Below are 15,279 nucleotides of genomic sequence, written 5' to 3'. Positions count from 1 at the left end.
CTATAAGACCGCTATCGCCCGGTCGGTGGGGGCGACCGGTGCCGGGAGAATGGTGCTTCCCATCAGGAACCTGTCCACTGCGGCCGCGCACGCACGGCCTTCCGCAATGGCCCACACAATCAGTGACTGGCCACGTCCGGCATCGCCGGCAACAAACACTCCCTCGGTATTTGTCATGTAGTAGCCGTCGCGGGCTACGTTGCCCCGACCGTCGAATTCTGCACTGACCTGCTCGGTGATACCTGCCGGCTCAGCGCCGGTAAAGCCGAGGCTCAGGAACACCAGGTCAGCCGGAATAATCCGCTCCGTGCCTGCCTTGGGCAGTCGCTTGCCGTCCACGAACTCGGTTTCGGCAACCTTGACGCCGGTGAGCTTGCCATTTTCACCAACGAACTCAACGGTGGACGCAAGGTACGTACGCTCGCCGCCTTCTTCGTGGGCGCTGGCCATCTCGAACAAGGTGGGGAACGTCGGCCACGGCTGGTGGGCTGCGCGTTCCGACGGCGGCTGCTTGCCGATCGCCAGCGTCGTCACCGACGCTGCCTGGTGGCGGTGGGCGGTTCCGATGCAGTCGGCACCGGTATCGCCACCACCGAGGATGACAACGTGCTTGCCGCGGGCGTCGATGTGGTTCTCCGGGGTCTCCCCCGCCACTACGCGGTTGGCCGGCACGAGGTAATCCATGGCGAAGTGCACGCCTTCAAGCTCGCGGCCCGGGATCGGCAGGTCGCGCGGGACGGTAGCCCCGGTGGCGACAACGACGGCGTCGTAACGGCGGCGCAGCTGCTCCCACGTGACATCCGTTCCGACGGCGACGCCGGTCCGGAAGCGTGTGCCTTCGGCCTTCATCTGCTCGAGGCGGCGGTCGACCTGTTCCTTCTCCATTTTGAAGTCGGGGATGCCGTACCGGAGCAGGCCACCGATCTTGTCGTCGCGTTCGTACACGGCAACGGTGTGGCCAACACGCGTCAGCTGCTGCGCCACGGCCAGGCCGGCGGGGCCGGAACCGACGACGGCGACCGTCTTGCCGGTGAGGCGCGTCGGCGGAAGGGGCTGGACCCAGTCGTTGTCGAACGCCTGGTCGATGATGGAAACTTCGACCTGCTTGATGGTCACGGCAGGCTGGTTGATGCCCAGCACACAGGACGCTTCACAGGGTGCAGGACACAGCCGGCCGGTGAACTCCGGGAAGTTGTTCGTGGCGTGAAGGCGCTCAATCGCTTCCTCACCCTTGTCCCGCCAAACGAGGTCGTTCCATTCCGGAATCAGGTTGCCCAGCGGGCAGCCCTGGTGGCAGAAGGGAACGCCGCAGTCCATGCAGCGCCCGGCCTGGCTCTTCAGGACGCCCTTCTCCTGGGCTTCGTACACTTCTTTCCAGTCCATGATGCGGACGGGAACGGGACGGCGTGGCTGCGTCTCGCGCTGCCGGACTTTCAGAAATCCGCGTGGATCAGCCACCGGTTACCTCCAGGATTCGAGACCATACTTCTTCGCCATCAGGGTCCAGGCCCTCTTCGATGGCGTCGAGACGGGTTTGCAGGACTGCGGCGTAATCGCGCGGCAGTACTTTGGTGATGCGGGCGGCAGTGTCGTCGAAGTTTTCGAGCAGACGGCCGGCCAGGACGGATTCGGTTTCCTCAACGTGCTTGGTGAGCAGGCCGTGGACAATGTCACGATCCTCGGCGTCGAGCTCCAGGAGCTGGAGTTCACCCGTGTCCAGGGCGAGCTTGTTGACGCGCTCAGGCTGCAGGTCCAGCACGTAGGCGGTACCACCGGACATGCCGGCGCCGAAGTTGCGGCCGGTACGGCCGATGATCAGCGTCTGGCCACCGGTCATGTATTCACAACCGTGGTCTCCAATGCCTTCGACGACGGCGGTGGCACCGGAGTTGCGGACCAGGAACCGTTCGCCGACCTGGCCACGCAGGAACATCTCGCCGCTGGTCGCACCGTAGCCGATGACGTTGCCGGCGATGACGTTGCGTTCCGCCTGGAAAACGTTGGTACGGTCCGGGCGGACAATGATGCGCCCACCGGAAAGTCCCTTGCCCACGTAGTCGTTGGAGTCCCCGAACATGCGCAGCGTGATGCCGGCAGGCAGGAAAGCGCCCAGTGACTGGCCCGCGGTGCCATTGAGCGTGATGTCGATGGTGTCCGTCGCCAGTACATCGGTACCGAACGTCTTGGTCACCACGTGGCCGAGCATCGTGCCCACGGAACGGTCCGTGTTGATGACGTCCAAGGTGATCTTGACAGGCATGCGGTCGCTGAGTGCTTCCTGGGCCATGGTGATCAGGCGCTGGTCGAAGTGCTTGTCCAGCTCGTGGTTCTGGCCGGTCATGTTGCGCAGCGGCACGTCGTCGTCGAACTCGAGACCGTGCAGGATCGGGTCCAGGTCCAGGCCTTCGGCCTTCCAGTGGTCGATGGCCTCGCGGGTGTCAAGCATCTCGGCGTGGCCAATGGCCTCTTCGAGGCTGCGGAAGCCAAGCCCGGCAAGGATTTCACGGACTTCTTCAGCGAGGAACTCAAAGAAGTTGACCACGAACTCGGGCTTGCCATTGAACCGGGACCGAAGTTCAGGGTTCTGCGTGGCAACACCCACCGGGCAGGTGTCCAGGTGGCAGACACGCATCATGATGCAGCCGGACACCACCAGCGGAGCAGTCGCGAAACCATACTCCTCGCCACCCAGCAGGGCAGCAATGACGACGTCGCGGCCCGTCTTGAGCTGACCGTCCACCTGTACAACCACGCGGTCGCGGAGGCCGTTGAGCATGAGGGTCTGCTGGGTTTCGGCCAGTCCGAGTTCCCACGGCACGCCCGCGTGCTTGAGCGAGTTAAGCGGCGAGGCGCCGGTGCCGCCGTCGTGACCTGAAACAAGCACGACGTCGGCCTTGGCCTTCGTGACGCCGGACGCCACAGTACCGATCCCGACTTCCGAAACCAGCTTCACGTGCACCCGGGCCGAAGGGTTGGCGCGCTTGGCATCGTAGATGAGCTGCGCGAGGTCTTCGATCGAGTAGATGTCGTGGTGCGGGGGCGGGGAAATCAGCCCGACGCCGGGAGTAGAGTGACGGGTCCGGGCTACCCAGGGGTAGACCTTCTGCGCCATCAACTGGCCGCCTTCGCCGGGCTTGGCGCCCTGTGCCATCTTGATCTGGATGTCGTCGGCGTTGGTGAGGTAGAGGCTGGTGACACCGAAACGGCCTGAAGCGATCTGCTTGATGGCAGAACGGCGTTCCGGATCAAGCAGGCGGTCCACGTCCTCGCCGCCTTCGCCCGTGTTGGACTTGGCGCCCAGACGGTTCATGGCGATGGCCAGTGTCTCGTGCGCTTCCTTAGAGATGGAGCCGTAGCTCATCGCACCAGTGGAGAAACGCTTCACGATGCTGGAAACGGACTCCACTTCTTCCAGCGGCACAGGCGGACGGACGCCGTCCTTGAACTTGAGGAGCCCACGCAGGGTCATCAGGTTCTCGGACTGGTCGTCAACGCCCTTGGTGTAGGACTTGAAGATGTCGTAGCGGCGTTCGCGGGTAGCGTGCTGCAGACGGAACACTGTCTCCGGGTTGAAGAGGTGCGGTTCGCCGTCGCGGCGCCACTGGTACTCTCCGCCGCCGAGCAGCGGCTGGTGCGGGTGCTCGATGCCACCTTCGGGGTACGCCATCTGGTGGCGTGCCGAAACCTCCGCGGCGATGACATCCAGGCCAACGCCACCGAGCTGGGAGTGTGTGCCGGAGAAGAATTCGTCCACGAGTTCCTGGGACAAGCCCAGCGCTTCGAAGGTCTGGGCACCCGTGTAGGAAGCCACAGTGGAGATGCCCATCTTGGACATGATCTTCAGGACACCCTTGCCCAGGCCCTTGATGAGGTTGTAGACGCCGTCTTCCGGGGTCACGCCCGTCACGTCACCGTTGGAGATCAGCTGTTCCACCGATTCCATGGCCAAGTACGGGTTGACAGCGGAGGCACCGTAACCGATGAGCACGGCAACGTGGTGCGTCTCGCGGACGTCACCGGCTTCGACCACCAGGGCGGTCTTGGTGCGGTTGGCGCTGCGAAGCAAGTGGTGGTGGACCGCGCTGACCAGCAGGAGCGAGGGAATCGGTGCCCACTGGGCGTTCGAGTCGCGGTCGGACAGCACCACGTACTGGACGCCACGGTTGATGGCACCGGATACCTGCTCGCAGATCTCCGTCAGGCGGGCACGGAGAGCCGCTTCCCCACCCTCGGGGCGGTAAAGTCCGCGGACCTTCATGGCGATGCGGTCGCCGTCGGGGCTTTCAATGTTCGCGATCTTGGCGAGCTGGTCGTTATTGATCACGGGGAACGGCAGCGAGATCTGCGGTTGGCGGACTTGCTTGCCGTCCAGGAGGTTGCCGTTGGGACCGATGGCGCACTTCAGGGAAGTCACCAATTCTTCGCGGATGGCATCCAGCGGCGGGTTGGTGACCTGGGCGAAGGACTGCACAAAGTAGTCGAACAGCAGACGCGGACGCTTTGACAGCACAGCTACCGGAGTGTCCGAACCCATGGCGCCCAGGGGCTCGGCACCGGTGCGGGCCATCGGTCCAAGCAGGATCTTCAACTCTTCAGTGGTGTAGCCGAAGGTACGCTGGCGGATGTTCACCGATGCTGCCGTGTGGAGCACGTGCTCACGCTCGGGAAGCTCGTTGATATCGATCAGGTTGTCCTTGAGCCACTCGGCCCAGGGGTTGGCAGCAGCTACCTCGGCCTTGACCTCGGCGTCGTCAATGATGCGGCCGGCTTCAGTGTCCACCAGGAACATCTTGCCGGGAGCAACGCGACCCTTCTTCACCACGTTGGAGGGCTCGACCTCGATCACGCCAACTTCGGAGGCGAAGATGATCAGGCCGTCTTCGGTGATCCAGTAGCGTCCCGGTCGCAGGCCGTTGCGGTCCAGCGTGGCGCCAACGAGGCTGCCATCGGTGAAGGACACTGCAGCGGGACCATCCCACGGCTCCATGAGGAGGGAGTGGTACTCGTAGAAGGCACGGCGTGCCGGATCCATGGTGGCGTGGTTCTCCCACGCCTCCGGGATCATCATCATGATGGAGTGCGTGATGGGGCGCCCTGAGAGCCACAGCAGCTCGGCTACCTCATCGAAGGAGGCGGAGTCAGAGGCACCCGGGGTGCAGATCGGGTACAGCTCTTCCGGGACCGAGCCCAGCAAGGGGCTGGCCAGCTGCGACTGGCGGGCACGCATCCAGTTCCGGTTGCCCTTGACTGTGTTGATCTCACCGTTGTGCGCGATAGTGCGGAACGGCTGTGCCAGCGGCCAGGACGGGAACGTGTTGGTGGAGAAGCGCGAGTGGACGATGGCCAGCTTGGTCTTGAAGCGCTTGTCCGAAAGATCGGGGTAGAACGGCTCCAGCTGGGCCGTTGTCAGCATGCCCTTGTACACGATGGTGCGCGAGGACAGCGAGGGGAAGTACACGCCGAACTTGTTCTGGGCGCGCTTGCGGATCCGCCAGGCGCGGGAGTCCAGCTCGTTGTGTTCAAGCTGCTCACCGTTGGCAGAGGCGAAGAACGGCTGGGAGAAGTAGGGCATGCATGCCCGTGCCATGGCTCCCACGAGGTCAGCGACCACAGGAACCTCACGCCAGCCAAGGACTGTAAGGCCTTCGTCGGCGGCAAGTGCCTCGATGCCGGCTTTCGCTGTCGCAGCTTCGCGGGCTTCAGCCGGAAGGAACGCGGTACCCACCACGTACTGTCCGGGTGCCGGCAGTTCAAATTCGGTGACGGCGCGGAAGAACTCGTCGGGGACCTGCATCAGCAGGCCCGCTCCGTCGCCGGTTCCTTCGTCGGCGCCCACGGCGCCGCGGTGTTCGAGATTGCGGAGGGCGGTCAGTGCCGCTTCCACGATGTCGTATCCCGGTTCCCCGCGGAGCGTGGCAATGATAGCCAGGCCGCAGGCGTCCTTCTCCTTATCAGGGTTGTAAAGACCCTGGGCCTCCGGGAGCGCAGCAAAACGCTTGAACGGAGACATGGCACCCTGCGGTTCGATATTTTCGGACCAACCGGGGTTATGAAGATGGGTCATGGGAGACGTCCTTCCTCGAGATCGTGCGTATGGAAGGGACAACGTTGGCCCCACCTTGCCTGCCCTGTGACGGGCACAACAAAGCGCTAGTTATTGGAATTGTAGGCCAGTCGATCCAGCGCAACGAACAGTTACGCAGACCTCTGGCCCCGGCTTGACCAGTGAACATCGGTATGCTGCGATCCGGTTTCCGGGGTGCCACGACGCTGTGGACTGGGCCCTACGAGCGGTGACTCTGTTGCCCCTTTACCTTCGGCGACTACTTGGTGTCGTCAGCCCCAGGCGAGGATCCGGATGTTTTCCTGGCGGCGGTGGCATCAGATGACGGCTCCGTTGTGGACGTGGTGTCCTGGACGGTCTTCACTGATGCATCCCGCGGCCCGTCGACGTTGCCCGGATCACTTTGGTTATCTGGGAGATTATCACGCGAACCACTATCCGAGACAGGTGCGTCCACATCATGACTGGTGACGCTCGTCACCGTCGCGGGGTCCTTGACGGCCTCTTCTTCCGGCTCGCGCCCTGGCAGATAAGGAGTGTCCGGCACCGGTCGGCCGCGCCGGGCGAGCAGCAGGAAGATAACCAAGGCCGCGATGAAGACAAAGATGCTGGTCCACACATTGAGACGGGTCGTGATTCCGAAAAGGGTGATCTGCTCGGCGTCGTCGATCCGGAGCGCTTCGATCCACACGCGGCCCAGCGTGTAATACATGGCGTAGAGCCAGAACAGCCGGCCCCAGCGGAAGGCGAATTTCTTGTCCAGCACCAGGAGGAGCGCTACGCCGGCGAGGTTCCACAGCATCTCGTAGAGGAACGTCGGGTGGAAGAGGGTTCCGGCGGCCATGTCGGGCGGGAAGTTCGCGTTGGAAGGATCGATCTCCAGGCCCCATGGCAAAGTGGTGGGCGCGCCGAAAAGTTCCTGGTTGAACCAGTTCCCCAGTCGTCCGATGGCCTGTGCAAGAAGCAGGCCAGGTGCAGCGGCGTCCAGGAAGGCCGTCAGCCGGACACCGGCACGGCGGCATCCGATCCATGCGCCCACGACGCCGAGGACCACCGCGCCCCAGATGCCCAGTCCGCCGCGCTGGATCTGGGGAATCAGCGAGAGGTCGCCGGTGCCGTCGAAGCCCGGGCCAAAGTAGGCATCGGGCGAAGAGAAGACGTGGTACAGGCGACCGCCGATAATTCCGAATGGAATCGCCCAAATGGCGATGTCCCACAGGCTGCCTTCGGGCGCGCCGCGCTGCTTCCACCGGGCAGACGTCAGCCAAAGGCCAACAATGATGCCCGCCAGGATGCACAAGGCGTAGGCGTGGATACGCAACGTCCCCCACGGCAGCGGAATGTCGAAACCGGACCAGGATGGGCTCGGGATACTCAAGGGGACCATTGCCGCTGCGTGGAGGACCGTCTGCATGCGCTTCGCTGTTTCCTTTTCTAGGCTTCTGCAGCTGCGCGGCCCAAGCCGGCGCTGAGGTTCTTGGTGAGTTGCCCGACGGCGTCCACCCCGCCATCGCGGAGGGCTGCCACCAGGGCGGTGCCTACAATGACACCGTCGGCATAGGCAGCAATTTCACGGACATGGTCGGGACTGGAGACACCCAGGCCTACGCATACCCGATCCGCACCGGCTGCGTGGGCACGGGCCACCACCTCTTCGGCAGCGCTGCTGACGGAGGTGCGGGCTCCAGTGACACCCATGATCGAAACAGCGTAGACAAAACCGCGGCTGGCCTTGACCGTCATGTCCAGACGTTCAGGAGTGGACGACGGGGCCACGAGGAACACCCTGTCCAAGCCGTACCTGTCCGAGGCCTCGAACCATTCTGCAGCCTCATCGGGAACGAGGTCGGGAGTAATGAGACCTGCTCCCCCGGCTTCTGCCAGACGGCGCGAGAACTCGTCCACGCCCATGCGCATGACCGGGTTCCAGTACGTCATCACCAGGACGGCAGCATCCGTAACTGCGGTAATCCCTGCAACGACTTCGAAGACGTCGGCTACGCGGAAACCGTTCGAAATCGCTTCGGTAGTGGCCGCCTGGATGACAGGACCGTCCATCACGGGATCGGAGTACGGGATTCCGATCTCAATGAGATCGGCGCCGTTCCGGGCAAGCGCGATGCCGGCCTCGATGCTTTCCTTGACCGTGGGGTAGCCGGCGGGCAGGTAACCCACCAAAGCGGCGCGGCCTTCGGCCCTGGCCTTGTCAATGGCCGCAGCGGACTTGCTGGCTGTTGATTCGTTCATCAGTTCTGGTCCTCGTTGTCATCCGCGGATGCTTCAGAGGCTCGCTCTGAAGGGCCCTTGGGCTTACGGGTGGACAGGGTGGTCCCCTTGACGTGCCCCTCGTCATCCAACATGTTGAACCATGCGGCGGCGGTTTCCACGTCCTTGTCGCCTCGCCCGGACAAGTTCACGATGATTGTGACTTCCGAGGGGTCTTCCTTGCCTTCCGTGAGGCGGTGGCCGATCTTGATGGCACCGGCCAGGGCATGCGAGGACTCGATGGCGGGGATGATGCCCTCAGTCCGGCAGAGCAGGCTGAAGGCGTCCATGGCTTCCGTGTCCGTGACGGCCTCGTAGGTGACCCGGCCGATGTCGGCGAGGTACGAGTGCTCCGGGCCCACACTGGGGTAGTCAAGACCGGCAGAGATGGAGTGCGACTCGATGGTCTGGCCGTCTTCGTCCTGCATGAGGTAGGAACGGGCGCCGTGCAGCACACCCGGGCGGCCAAGGGAGATGGCCGCAGCGTGACGGCCGGTTTCCACACCCTCGCCACCGGCTTCAAAGCCGTAGATCTTCACGGAAGCATCATCGAGGAATGCGTGGAACAAGCCGATGGCGTTGGAACCGCCACCGATGCACGCACAGATGGCATCAGGAAGCTTGCCCGTCTGCTCCAGGATCTGGCTGCGCGCCTCTTCGCCGATGACCTCGTGGAAGTAGCGGACCATGGCCGGGAACGGGTGCGCTCCGGCCGCAGTACCCAGGAGGTAGTGCGTGTCCTCGACGTTGGAGACCCAATCGCGGAGGGCGTCGTTGATGGCGTCCTTGAGTGTCTGCGAACCGTTGGTCACGGGCACGACTGTGGCACCAAGAAGCTGCATGCGGGCGACGTTGAGTGCTTGGCGGCGGCAGTCTTCGGCACCCATGTAGACCACGCACTCAAGTCCCAGCAGCGCTGCAGCCGTGGCACTTGCGACGCCGTGCTGTCCGGCTCCGGTTTCGGCGATGACGCGGGTCTTGCCCATCCGCTTCGCCAGGAGCGCCTGGCCCAGGACGTTGTTGATCTTGTGGGAACCCGTGTGGTTGAGGTCCTCACGCTTGAGGAAGATGCGGGCACCACCGGCATGCGCCGAGAAGCGCTTGGCCTCAGTCAACAGCGAAGGCCTGCCCGAGTAGTTCTTGTTGAGGTCCTTCAGCTCGGCGATGAAATCGGGATCGGCCTTGGCTTTTTCGAAGGTGTCCTGGACTTCATCCAAGGCGGCAATGAGAGACTCCGGCATCCAGCGTCCGCCGTAGCTGCCGAAGTAGGGTCCCGATGCGTTGCGCAGCGAAGGGCCACCTTGCAGGAATGCGTCTGCCGCATTCTCTTCTGAGCCGGCTGTTGGCGCGTCGACCATCAGTCTCACCGTCCTGTTCCAGTTAGTTCTTTGGGTAGTTCCACGTGCCACAAGGCAGCCACGGGCTGGTGCCCGGGCTGCCTCATGACTGCTCGCCGTAGTTCAGTAACTGCCTCAGTTCCTGACGGCGATGGCGGCAGCTCCTGCTGCCTTGAATTCGGTAATTCGTTCACGCGGGGTTGAATCGCTGACCAGCGCTTCGCCCACCAGGATGGCATTGGCGCCATTGGCTGCGTAATGCGCGACGTCGTCGGCACCCCTGACGCCAGACTCCGCGACCACGACTGCCCCGGCCGGAATCAAACCGGCCAGCGAACCGAAAACCGAGCGGTCGACGTCGAGCGTCTTCAAATTGCGCACGTTGATGCCGATGATCCTGGCGCCGGCCGCAACCGCCCGCTCGATCTCTTCTTCGGTATGGGTCTCCACGAGCACGCTCATGCCCAGTTCATGGCTCAAGGCACTAAACCGGACGAGTTCGGCGTCGGTCAGCGCTGCGACGATGAGCAGGATGAGGTCGGCACCGTGGGCACGGGCTTCCCAGATCTGGTACTCGTCAACTGTGAAGTCCTTGCGGAGCAACGGCGTTTCGACGGCGGCACGCACGGCATCGAGGTCGGCCAGCGAGCCGCCGAAGCGGCGCTGTTCGGTCAGCACGCTGATGACGGAGGCGCCGCCGTCCGCGTACTGCACTGCGAGCGATGCGGGGTCTGCGATGGAAGCGAGGTCGCCCTTCGACGGACTGCGGCGCTTGATCTCTGCGATGACTTTGAGGTCGTTGCGGTCGGATGCGGGTCCGCCCAGGGCCGCCCAGGCATCCCGTGCAGGTGCAACACCGGCGACGCGGTCCTTTAGCTCCTCGAGGGACACTTGAGCCCGGCGGGCCTCCATGTCCTCCTTGACGCCAACGATGATGTCATCAAGAACGGTCACGATTAGTGGCCGTTGTTCTGCAGCTTGCTGCCGCCCACTCCGTAGCCCGCCTTGCGCATAACCAGGCCAACAATCAGGCCGATAACCATGACAACCAGGCCGCCGACGAAGATCGGCGTGCTGGCGATGACGAAAGCGATGGAGGAAATCAAGGCACCAACCAGCATGACAATCACGCAGGTCCAGGCAGCCGGGCTGTTTCCGTGACCGATGGCGTCAGCGTGGCTGGCCATGGTGGATTCAGTTTGGTTTGCGGACACTGTGGTTTTGCTCATGTGAAATCTCCTCAGGATGAATACTGCTTACATTCTGCCATTTATTGACGTCAGCCGGGGACATGGACCGACGTCCGGGGCAACGGTGGCGGCAAAGTCGCAATGAAGCTGCGCGAAACCCGCTCCCGGCTACCTACGTAGGGTCCTCGCCGCGCGACAGGCTGTCCCAGCTGTCGATCTCATCCACCGGTTCGCCGTCATTCCTGACGGCATTGGTGTCGTACTTGGTGCGGGTCTTCCAGTAACGCCCGGCCACCGGCAAGCCCACCGCAACCACTGCCAGCAGCGCCCCGGCAACTATGGCTACTACGGGGAAGGCCGTCGCAGCGACACTCGCCTGTCCACCCGCAAGGCCCGTCGCAGCTGCAATGGCACCCTGCGCTGCGCCGAGCGGATCAGTCAGCACGGTAGTGGCCGCCAGGATGATCCCTACCGCGGACAAAGCAATGATGACCGCAATAATCCAGCGCGCCACCTTGCCTGCAATGGATGCCGCCAGGCCACCGGCCAGGGCCACCAAGGCCAGAGCCGTGACTGCGGTAGCAGCCTTGTTTCCGGGAACCTGGAGGTTGCTGCTGGATACACCGGAGGGGTCAAGCTGCACTTCAATCCAGGTCTGGGTGGTGGTTCCGAAGACAGCGAGGGCCAGCACGACCGCGGCGAGCACCAGTGTGGATTTACGGGCCCAGCGCGGTGAAGTCCTGGCGGGAAGTGCGGATGCGGCGGCGCTCACGAGGCAGGCGTCCCGTCGTCGGGAACTTCGGCCCGGCCGGCGTCCACCGCAATGTTCTGCAATGAGCCTGCGGTGTGCACGGCGCGAAGCGGCGCGGCTGCCTTGTTTACCGTTTCGAGCGCTTCCGAAGGCTTGTGCGAATCGGCCACGATTCCACCGCCGGCCTGCACATAGGCGCGGCCCTCACGGAGCAGTGCCGAACGGATGGCAATGGCCATGTCCATGTCACCGGCGAAGTCCAGGTAGCCCACCACGCCACCGTAGATGCCGCGGCGGTGCGGTTCGAGTTCATCGAGGAGCCGCAGCGCACGGGGCTTCGGGGCGCCGGACAACGTACCTGCAGGGAAGGTTGCCCTGAGGACGTCGTATGCCTTGGCGTGGGGAGCAAGCTGCCCCACCACAGTTGAAACGAGGTGCATGATGTGGCTGAAGCGCTCCACTTCCATGAACTGGGTGACATCGACTGTCCCGGCCACGCACACTTTGGAAAGGTCGTTACGGGACAAGTCCACCAGCATCAGGTGTTCCGCGCGTTCCTTCTGGTCCGCTAGCAACTCTGTGGCCAGGGCTTTGTCGGCCTCTACAGTCTTCCCTCGGGGACGTGAACCGGCGATGGGGTGCGTGATGACTTCCTCACCGGTCACCGTCACCAACGCTTCCGGCGAGGACCCGACAATCGAGTACTCGCGGCCGTCTGCATCTTCGAGGCTGAAGAGGTACATGTAGGGGCTCGGGTTGGTGTTGCGCAGAACGCGGTAGACATCCAGGGGATCTGCGGCGCATTCCATCTCGAAGCGGCGCGAAATCACCACCTGGAACACTTCGCCGTCAACAATCGCTTCCTTGCCACGGTCGATGGCTTCCAGGTACTTCGCTTCCTCCCAGCGTTCCTGCACGCTTGAGGCAAAGTCCAGGGTTGCCGTGTCCAAAACGGAAACAGGCTGGGGAACGGGCGTGCTGATCTGGTCCAAGAGCGCTTGCACTCGGGCCACGGCATCGTGCCAGGCATCATCGACGCGTTCGCTGCTGCCGTCGAAGTTGATGGCATTGGCAATGAGCAGGACAGTGCCGTCGACGTTGTCATGAACCGCCATGTCGGTGACCAGGTTCAGCGCCATCTCCGGCAACTGCAGGTCGTCCTCTGGTGGGGACGTCAGGCGTTCCCAGTGGCGCACGGATTCCCAGCCAAGGAAGCCGACCAGGCCGGAGGTGAAGGGTGGAAGGCCCTCGAAACGATCGGTCTGCAGTGCGGCAATCGTGTCGCGTACGGCCTCCACCGGGTTCCCGGAAACTGGCACGCCGACGGGCGGCTCACCGATCCAGTGTGCCTGGCCGTCTTTGGTGGTCAGGGTTGCGCGGGACTTTGAACCGATGAACGAATAACGCGACCAGGCCCCGCCTACTGCTGCTGATTCCAGGAGGAAGGTGCCGGGCTGTCCCTTGGCGAGCTTCCGGTAAAGGCCAATGGGGGTTTCTGCATCGGCCAGGACTTTGAGCCGCACGGGGATGACACGGCTGTGGACGGCGAGTTCCCGGAACTCTTCCAGGCCCGGGCTGATGATTCCAAGGTCCTGCATGGCTATTGTTCTCCGCCTTTTGGTATGAGGTGGTGCGTCAGTGGTAAGTGCTGGGTGCCTTAGTCGCGGTGGCCCGTAACGACTGTAAAGTCGCGACCGTCGAAGCAGGTCCGGGTTCCGGTGTGGCAGGCTGCGCCGATCTGGTCCACGCGGATCAGGAGGGCATCGCCGTCGCAATCAAGGGCGACGGACTTCACGAACTGTACGTGTCCGGAAGTGTCGCCCTTACGCCAGTATTCCTGGCGGGAGCGGGAGTAGAACGTGACGCGCCCGGTGGTCATGGTGCGGTGCAGTGCCTCGTCATCCATCCATCCGAGCATGAGGACCTCGTTGGTGTCGTGCTGCTGCACAATAGCAGCAACCAGGCCAGCGGAATCGCGCTTGAGAGCGTCCGCGATCTCCTGCGGCAACGGACCCGCGGGGTCGCTGGAAAGCTCCACGGCGGGAGAGGGGCTGGGGGCGGACTGCTCTGACATCAGATCAAGTCTAGTGCCTTTGACGGGACTGGCGGTTCTGCGGCGGTTCCACTGCGCAAGAGCGCTCCGATCGTGCTAGTTTCACAAGTGATGCATTTCGTCGATCCCTCCCGAGAAGTACTGGCCGAAACCCTGCTGGCGGCCGGGCCTGACTCCCCCACGCTCTGTGAAGGCTGGCGGACCCGTGACCTTGCCGCGCATTTGTACTTGCGGGAGCGGAAAATCGCTGTCGGTCTTGGACTGTTGATTCCCAGTCTGGGCAAGGCATCGGAAAAAGCCACCTCCAAGCTGGCCTCCCAGCTGAAGACCACGGACGCGTACGCGGACCTCGTCAAGACGTTCCGCTCCGGGCCTCCCGCTTTCTCTCCTTTGAAGATCAAGGCGCTGGACGAGACCTCCAACCTCATCGAGTACTTCGTGCACACCGAGGACATCCGCCGCGCTGGCGACAGGTGGGCGCCGAGGGCACTGGACGAGGCCTATTCGGATGCACTCTGGAATGACCTCATCAAGCGTGCAGCGTTCCTGTACCGCGGCGTGGACCTCGGCATCGTCCTTGTCAGGCCCACGGGGCCGCGGCACGTGGCCAAGCGCGCACCCGTATCCGTCGCCATCGTTGGCGAGCCGGGCGAGCTTCTCATGCACGCCCACGGCCGCACCAACCAGGCCCTGGTCACCTTCGAAGGCCAGCCGGACGCCGTCGCGCTCTTGCAGTCAGCGGACATCGGCCTCTAACCAAGCAACGCGGGGTCGCTGATGGCCCATCCCGCAAGGGGTGATGGCCATCAGCGACCCCGCGTTTGCGTTGCCTAGCGGACTTCGAAGCCGGCCTCGCGGATCGCGGCCTTGACCTGAGCGATCATGTCATCCGGACCGAAGTGGAACACCGAGGCGGCCAGCACAGCGTCAGCCCCAGCCTGTACAGCGGGCGGGAAGTGCTCCGGGGCACCGGCACCGCCCGAGGCGATAATCGGGATATTCACGGCTGCCCGAACCAAACGGATCAGCTCAAGGTCGAAGCCGTCCTTGGTGCCGTCGGCGTCAATGGAGTTGAGCAGGATCTCCCCCACTCCCCTGTCCGCGGCTTCCTTCGCCCAGGCAATGGCATCGATTCCGGTACCGGTCCGGCCGCCGTGCGTGGTGACTTCAAACCCGGACGACGTCGGGGTGTCGCCTTCCCGGGTCCGGCGCGCGTCGACGGAGAGCACCAGGACCTGGGAGCCGAAGTGGCGGGTAATTTCATCGATGACATCGGGCCTGGCGACGGCGGCTGTGTTGATGGACGCCTTGTCCGCACCAAAGCGCAGGAGCTTGTCCACCTCGGCCACCCCGCGGACGCCACCACCCACGGTGAGGGGAATGAACACTTCCTCTGCGGTGCGGCGAACGACGTCGAACGTTGTTTCGCGGTTCCCTGACGACGCCGTGACGTCCAGGAACGTCAGTTCGTCTGCCCCGCCGTTGTCGTACCGGTGGGCGAGTTCCACCGGGTCTCCGGCGTCGCGAAGGCCTTCAAAGTTGACACCCTTGACGACGCGGCCGGCGTCCACGTCCAGGCATGGAATGACGCGTACGGCTACAGCCATGTGCTGCTCCTC

The 15,279-nt window shown here is 63.7% G+C and carries 12 protein-coding genes; 1 reads left to right on the top strand and 11 read right to left on the bottom strand.

Going from position 1 to position 15,279, the window contains the following annotated elements:
- The 10 genes from PV760_RS10785 to hisI form a co-directional block, all read right to left on the bottom strand.
- Complete coding sequence (locus tag PV760_RS10785; RefSeq protein WP_018778625.1) at positions 1-1,458, bottom strand: glutamate synthase subunit beta; 1,458 nt, start codon at positions 1,456-1,458, stop codon at positions 1-3.
- A complete protein-coding gene (gltB, locus tag PV760_RS10780) occupies positions 1,451-6,064 on the bottom strand; it encodes a glutamate synthase large subunit (RefSeq protein ID WP_018778626.1) in 4,614 nt (1,537 codons plus the stop codon). The genes PV760_RS10785 and gltB overlap by 8 nt, the downstream gene beginning before the upstream one ends.
- 259 nt (positions 6,065-6,323) lie before the next feature.
- On the bottom strand, positions 6,324-7,478 hold the full coding sequence (gene lgt / locus PV760_RS10775; RefSeq protein WP_281444765.1) for a prolipoprotein diacylglyceryl transferase: 1,155 nt from the start codon (positions 7,476-7,478) through the stop codon (positions 6,324-6,326).
- Between the two features lie 20 nt (positions 7,479-7,498).
- Positions 7,499-8,311 carry a tryptophan synthase subunit alpha gene (gene trpA, locus PV760_RS10770; RefSeq protein WP_018778628.1) on the bottom strand — a complete coding sequence of 271 codons (813 nt, stop codon included), beginning with the start codon at positions 8,309-8,311 and terminating at the stop codon, positions 7,499-7,501.
- A complete protein-coding gene (gene trpB / locus PV760_RS10765; RefSeq protein WP_039240824.1) occupies positions 8,311-9,687 on the bottom strand; it encodes a tryptophan synthase subunit beta in 1,377 nt (458 codons plus the stop codon). Before trpB ends, trpA begins: the two co-directional genes overlap by 1 nt.
- Before the next feature lie 114 nt (positions 9,688-9,801).
- Complete coding sequence (gene trpC, locus PV760_RS10760) at positions 9,802-10,620, bottom strand: indole-3-glycerol phosphate synthase TrpC (RefSeq protein ID WP_200942190.1); 819 nt, start codon at positions 10,618-10,620, stop codon at positions 9,802-9,804.
- 2 nt (positions 10,621-10,622) lie between these two features.
- Positions 10,623-10,895: an HGxxPAAW family protein gene (locus PV760_RS10755; protein WP_018778631.1), complete on the bottom strand. Its 273-nt coding sequence runs from the start codon at positions 10,893-10,895 to the stop codon at positions 10,623-10,625.
- Positions 10,896-11,028: 133 nt separating this feature from the next.
- Positions 11,029-11,628 carry a Trp biosynthesis-associated membrane protein gene (locus PV760_RS10750; RefSeq protein ID WP_018778632.1) on the bottom strand — a complete coding sequence of 200 codons (600 nt, stop codon included), beginning with the start codon at positions 11,626-11,628 and terminating at the stop codon, positions 11,029-11,031.
- Positions 11,625-13,205 carry an anthranilate synthase component I gene (locus PV760_RS10745; RefSeq protein WP_354627704.1) on the bottom strand — a complete coding sequence of 527 codons (1,581 nt, stop codon included), beginning with the start codon at positions 13,203-13,205 and terminating at the stop codon, positions 11,625-11,627. Before PV760_RS10745 ends, PV760_RS10750 begins: the two co-directional genes overlap by 4 nt.
- Before the next feature lie 59 nt (positions 13,206-13,264).
- Entirely contained in the window at positions 13,265-13,681 is a 417-nt protein-coding gene (gene hisI, locus PV760_RS10740) for a phosphoribosyl-AMP cyclohydrolase (protein WP_018778634.1), read from the bottom strand.
- Between the two features lie 90 nt (positions 13,682-13,771).
- Between hisI and PV760_RS10735 the strand changes: the two genes are divergently transcribed.
- The gene (locus PV760_RS10735) at positions 13,772-14,416 is read left to right on the top strand and encodes a TIGR03085 family metal-binding protein (protein WP_018778635.1); all 645 of its coding nucleotides are present in this window, start codon (positions 13,772-13,774) and stop codon (positions 14,414-14,416) included.
- Between the two features lie 74 nt (positions 14,417-14,490).
- Here PV760_RS10735 and hisF read toward each other — a convergent pair whose 3' ends face one another.
- Positions 14,491-15,267 (bottom strand): imidazole glycerol phosphate synthase subunit HisF, encoded by a 777-nt coding sequence (hisF, locus tag PV760_RS10730; protein ID WP_064722914.1) that lies wholly within the window; start codon positions 15,265-15,267, stop codon positions 14,491-14,493.
- Positions 15,268-15,279: the final 12 nt, after the last annotated feature.

The organism is Paenarthrobacter sp. CC6 (assembly GCF_040560085.1).
Classification (GTDB): domain Bacteria; phylum Actinomycetota; class Actinomycetes; order Actinomycetales; family Micrococcaceae; genus Arthrobacter; species Arthrobacter nicotinovorans.
Note: the sequence above shows the minus strand (reverse complement) of the source record. Positions and strands in the feature narration are given on the sequence as shown.

What these genes read in the sequence shown, in the direction of transcription:
- gltB (WP_018778626.1), bottom strand. Translation starts at nt 6,064, where the DNA reads ATGACCCATCTTCATAACCCCGGTTGGTCCGAAAATATCGAACCGCAG.
- lgt (WP_281444765.1), bottom strand. Translation starts at nt 7,478, where the DNA reads ATGCAGACGGTCCTCCACGCAGCGGCAATGGTCCCCTTGAGTATCCCG.
- trpA (WP_018778628.1), bottom strand. Translation starts at nt 8,311, where the DNA reads ATGAACGAATCAACAGCCAGCAAGTCCGCTGCGGCCATTGACAAGGCC.
- trpB (WP_039240824.1), bottom strand. Translation starts at nt 9,687, where the DNA reads ATGGTCGACGCGCCAACAGCCGGCTCAGAAGAGAATGCGGCAGACGCA.
- PV760_RS10755 (WP_018778631.1), bottom strand. Translation starts at nt 10,895, where the DNA reads ATGAGCAAAACCACAGTGTCCGCAAACCAAACTGAATCCACCATGGCC.
- PV760_RS10745 (WP_354627704.1), bottom strand. Translation starts at nt 13,205, where the DNA reads ATGCAGGACCTTGGAATCATCAGCCCGGGCCTGGAAGAGTTCCGGGAA.
- hisI (WP_018778634.1), bottom strand. Translation starts at nt 13,681, where the DNA reads ATGTCAGAGCAGTCCGCCCCCAGCCCCTCTCCCGCCGTGGAGCTTTCC.
- PV760_RS10735 (WP_018778635.1), top strand. Translation starts at nt 13,772, where the DNA reads ATGCATTTCGTCGATCCCTCCCGAGAAGTACTGGCCGAAACCCTGCTG.
- hisF (WP_064722914.1), bottom strand. Translation starts at nt 15,267, where the DNA reads ATGGCTGTAGCCGTACGCGTCATTCCATGCCTGGACGTGGACGCCGGC.